5 protein-coding genes are annotated in these 4,302 nt (G+C 67.6%); 2 read left to right on the forward strand and 3 right to left on the reverse strand.

Features of this window, described 5'->3' with window-relative positions:
- Positions 1 to 123: 123 nt before the first annotated feature.
- From DBR34_RS15075 to DBR34_RS15085, 3 genes are read right to left on the reverse strand one after another with little or no spacing between them, the layout of a single operon-like run.
- A complete protein-coding gene (locus DBR34_RS15075; RefSeq protein ID WP_128097401.1) occupies positions 124 to 411 on the reverse strand; it encodes a hypothetical protein in 288 nt (95 codons plus the stop codon).
- A complete protein-coding gene (locus DBR34_RS15080; protein ID WP_128097402.1) occupies positions 408 to 785 on the reverse strand; it encodes a hypothetical protein in 378 nt (125 codons plus the stop codon). The genes DBR34_RS15075 and DBR34_RS15080 overlap by 4 nt, the downstream gene beginning before the upstream one ends.
- A gap of 51 nt (positions 786 to 836) precedes the next feature.
- The gene (locus DBR34_RS15085; RefSeq protein ID WP_128097403.1) at positions 837 to 1,844 is read right to left on the reverse strand and encodes a LacI family DNA-binding transcriptional regulator; all 1,008 of its coding nucleotides are present in this window, start codon (positions 1,842 to 1,844) and stop codon (positions 837 to 839) included.
- 95 nt (positions 1,845 to 1,939) lie between these two features.
- Here DBR34_RS15085 and DBR34_RS15090 point away from each other — a divergent pair, with 95 nt between their 5' ends.
- The gene (locus tag DBR34_RS15090) at positions 1,940 to 2,992 is read left to right on the forward strand and encodes a sugar phosphate isomerase/epimerase family protein (protein WP_128097404.1); all 1,053 of its coding nucleotides are present in this window, start codon (positions 1,940 to 1,942) and stop codon (positions 2,990 to 2,992) included.
- Between the two features lie 26 nt (positions 2,993 to 3,018).
- Positions 3,019 to 4,236: a nucleoside permease gene (locus tag DBR34_RS15095; protein WP_128097405.1), complete on the forward strand. Its 1,218-nt coding sequence runs from the start codon at positions 3,019 to 3,021 to the stop codon at positions 4,234 to 4,236.
- Positions 4,237 to 4,302 lie beyond the last annotated feature (66 nt).

A 4,302-nucleotide genomic window follows, 5' to 3' on the forward strand; every position in this document is an offset into this window, starting at 1 on the left:
GCATCCGGCGAGGTCGGCCCATGGTAGTGGATGCCGATGGCAGGGCGAGTGACCCGCACGTGACCCACCCCCAGGGTGTGCCCCGCGCTTTCCCGCCCGCGGCCGAGGCTGCCCGCGGGGGTGTCACCCGGTGCGCTTCTTCCATCGCTGGCCGACCAGCGCGATCACACCGCCGACCCCCAGGTAGAACAGCGCCGTCACCACCCGTCCTGCCGGCTGCACGACGAACATCACCTCGCTGTCGGCACGGAAGAACGGTGCGCCGATCCACGCCGCGAGCGGAAGGTGGTAGAGCTGATGGAGCGCGAACAGTGCCAGGTTGTCGGCCTGCCACAGCGCCCACGGCAGGGCGATCCACCCCAGCATCAGGCTCCATCCGAGCAACGTTCGGCGTCGTTTCGCGCCGCTCATGGTCTGGCCCGCTTGCGGTTGCGAAGGAACACGCCGAGGCACGCGCCCGCGATACCGGCCAGCACCGATGCGGCGATGTTCACTGCGTTCACGGCGAGAATGTCCAGGACCCAACCGCCGCCCGTGGATGCAGTCAGGTGATGGATCGCCAAGGCCCAGAAGGCCGCGTACGTCACACCGACCACTGCGGCGAAAGCATAGCGCCGGGAAATCACGCCGCCCGCCAACGCGAACAGCAGTCCGGATTCACACGAGACGATGTCGGCCACGCCGAATTCGAACCGGCCCTTGGCCACTATCGCAATCTGCAGGAAATACGCGGCCGCCAGTGTCAGGGCCAGCAGGGTCAGGAATGCAGCAACCTGTCGTGCCATCTCTCTTCACTCCTCTCCATGTGATTGCACACCGTTCCGTCACCGCCGCCTTCACCGGCTTCCCGGCGCCGCGGTCGAGCCCCGCACCATCAAGCTGAAATCGAGCGTCTGCTGAAGCGGCACATCGACACGTTCGATGATCGCCAGCAGCAGGTGCACCGCGCGGGCACCGATCTCCCGCATCGGTTGCCGGATGGTGGTCAGCGGGGGCGTAAGGTAACGCGACGACGCCAGGTCGTCGAAGCCGACGACGGACAGGTCATCGGGCACGCCGATACCCAGATCCCGACAGGCCGCCAGGACGCCGAGCGCCATCTGGTCGCTGAAGCAGAACACCGCCGTCGGCGCCGGCGCGCGCGCCAACAGCGCCATCCCCGCCGCATGACCGGACTCCACCGAGAAGTCACCCGGCACAACGCTCAGGTGACGCAGCCGACCGCGCGCCTTGCCGGCCGCCCGAACCCCCTCCAGCCGTTGCTGGTGCAGGGGATTGTCCGGCGGCCCGCCGACGACAGCGATACGCTCGTGTCCCAGCCCGTACAGGTGGTCCATCACCGCGCGCGCGGCGGCCGCGTTGTCGATGTGGACGCTGGGGATGCCCAGCGCGGGATCGAACTCGCAGCCGTTGACCACCGGCGCGGCACTGCCTTGCTGCTGGACGATGTCACGTGCGGTGGGCGGGAGGCGATGGCCCAGCACGATCAGACCGTCGGCCTCGTTGCGCCGGAGCATCTGTGCGTAGCGCTCCTCGCGCTCGGGCAGGTTTTGGGTATCGCCCAGCAGCACGGCGTAACCCACGGCCTGGGCCGCGCCCTCCGCGCCCTGCAGGATCTGGGCGAAGAACGGATTGGCGATGTCCGGCACGGTCACCAGGATCTTGCCGCTGCGCTGGGTCTTGAGCGTTCTGGCCACCGTGTTGGGGACATAGCCCAGTGCGGCGGCCGCCTGCTCGATGCGCGCGCGCGTGGCCGGCAGCACTTTCTCCGGCCGGGACAGCGCCCGCGACACCGTGCCGGCCGAAACGCCGACGTGCCTTGCAATGTCGTAGATGGTGGCCATGGCGTTACCTCTTCCTTCCGCTGTGCAGTGCACAACGGGTCTTTCGAATGCCCCTGCTAGGATAATGCAATCGATTGCATCGAGGGCGAATCCTCTTGAAAACGCTCAAGGGTCCAGCGCTGTTCCTGGCGCAGTTCATCGGCGACACACCTCCTTTTGATCGGCTGGACACGCTGGCCGGCTGGGCCGCGGGGCTGGGCTATTCTGGCGTACAAGTACCGACCAGCGCGCCCCACCTGTTCGATCTGGCCGAGGCGGCACGCAGCCAGGCGTATTGCGACGACGTCGCCGGCATGCTGGCCGGGCATGGCCTGCAGGTCACCGAGCTGTCCACCCACCTGCAGGGCCAGTTGGTCGCGGTCCATCCCGCCTACGACAGCCTGTTCGACGGCTTTGCGCCGCCGGACAAGCGCGGCGATCCGGCCGCCCGCCAGGCCTGGGCGGTGGAGCAGCTGCTGCTGGCGGCCAAGGCCAGCCAGCGCCTGGGGCTGACCGCACATGCCACGTTCTCCGGCGCGCTGGCCTGGCCGTATTTCTATCCCTGGCCGCAACGCCCGCCCGGGCTGGTGGAACAAGCCTTCGCCGAACTCGGCCGCCGCTGGCGCCCCATCCTGGATGCCTTCGACGCCTGCGGCGTGGACCTGTGCTTCGAGATCCATCCGGGCGAGGACCTGCATGACGGCGCGACCTTCGAGCGCTTCCTCGACGTGGTGGACCACCACCCCCGCGCGAAGATCCTGTACGACCCCAGCCACCTGCTGCTGCAGCAGATGGACTACCTCGGCTTCATCGACCGCTACCACGCGCGCATCGGCATCTTCCACGTCAAGGACGCGGAGTATCACGCCAGCGCACGCAGTGGCGTGTATGGCGGTTACCAGGACTGGATCGATCGTCCGGGGCGGTTCCGCTCGCTCGGCGACGGCCAGATCGACTTCAAGGCGATCTTCTCGAAATTCGCGCAGTACGACTTTCCCGGCTGGGCGGTGCTGGAGTGGGAGTGCTGCCTGAAGCACCCCGAAGACGGTGCGCGCGAGGGCGCCGCCTTCATCCGCGACCACATCATCCACGTGACCGGGCGCGCCTTCGACGACTTTGCCGACAGCGGCACCGATCCTGGATCACTGCGCCGCATGCTGGGGATCTGAGCCATCACTGCCTGGGAGGGCAAGCCATGACGCACACCATGTCGCGCTTGGGCGCGATGATGTTTCTGCAGTTCTTCATCTGGGGCGCGTGGTTCGTGACCCTTGGGACGTACCTGGTGCAGGGGCCGCTGCAGGCCAGCGCGAGCCAGGTGGCGACGGCGTTCCTCAGCCAGTCCATCGGCGCCATCGTCGCGCCCTTCCTGGTCGGCCTGGTCGCGGACCGCTACTTCGCGGCGCAACGCATCCTCGCGGTGCTGCACCTGGCCGGCGCGGTGCTGATGTGGCTGGCATCCACGGCAACCACCTTCACCATGTTCTTCGCCTGCGTCATGGGCTACATGCTGCTGTTCATGCCGACGCTGGCACTGGCCAACAGCGTGGCGATGCGGCATATGCAATCGCCTGAGAAACACTTCCCGCTGGTGCGGGTGGCCGGCAGCGTCGGCTGGATCGTGGCGGGCGTGCTGATCGGCTGGCTGGGCTGGGAACAGGCGCACCGGCTGGAGCTGACGTTCCGGATGGCGGCGATGGCGTCGCTGGCCCTGGGCCTGTATGCGTTCACCCTGCCGCACACGCCGCCGCTGGCGCAACAGCGCGACGCCGGTCTCGGGCAGATCCTGGGGCTGGATTCGCTGCGGCTGCTGAAGTCGCGCGCCTACCTGGTGTTCTTCCTGTCCTCCATCGCCATCTGCGTCCCGCTGGCGTTCTACTACAACTTCACCAACCCGTATCTCAACGACCTGGGCGTACGCAGCGCCGCCGGCCTGCAATCGCTGGGCCAGGTGTCCGAGGTCCTGTTGATGCTGGCCATGCCGTTCCTGTTCGTGCGGCTGGGGGTCAAGACGATGCTGGCGGTGGGCATGGCCGCGTGGGTGGTGCGCTACGTCCTGTTTGCCTTTGGGGATGCGGGCGGCGGCTTCTCCCTGCTGGTGATCGGCATCGTGCTGCACGGCATCTGCTACGACTTCTTCTTCGTCACCGGCCAGATCTACACCGATGCGCATGCCGGCCCGGCCGCGCGCAGCAGCGCGCAAGGCTTCATCACCCTGGCCACCTATGGCGTGGGCATGCTGATCGGCACGTTCCTGTCCGGCGCGGTCGTGGAGCACTACACCACGGCGGCGGGCCCGGACTGGCAGAAGATCTGGCTGTTCCCGGCAGGCGTGGCGCTGGTCGTGTTGATCGCCTTCCTGCTGCTGTTCCGCGACCGGCCGGCGGTCGCGGCCGCACCTTCCACCCGCTGAGGAGCGCACCCGATGCCAAAGCTTGGAATCGCCATCGTCGGCGCGGGCATGATCGGTGCCGTACAC

The sequence above is a fragment of the Stenotrophomonas sp. HMWF003 genome (assembly GCF_003061285.1).
Lineage (GTDB): Bacteria > Pseudomonadota > Gammaproteobacteria > Xanthomonadales > Xanthomonadaceae > Stenotrophomonas > Stenotrophomonas maltophilia_AP.

What these genes read in the sequence shown, in the direction of transcription:
- DBR34_RS15075 (WP_128097401.1), bottom strand. Translation starts at nt 411, where the DNA reads ATGAGCGGCGCGAAACGACGCCGAACGTTGCTCGGATGGAGCCTGATG.
- DBR34_RS15085 (WP_128097403.1), bottom strand. Translation starts at nt 1,844, where the DNA reads ATGGCCACCATCTACGACATTGCAAGGCACGTCGGCGTTTCGGCCGGC.
- DBR34_RS15095 (WP_128097405.1), top strand. Translation starts at nt 3,019, where the DNA reads ATGACGCACACCATGTCGCGCTTGGGCGCGATGATGTTTCTGCAGTTC.
- DBR34_RS15080 (WP_128097402.1), bottom strand. Translation starts at nt 785, where the DNA reads ATGGCACGACAGGTTGCTGCATTCCTGACCCTGCTGGCCCTGACACTG.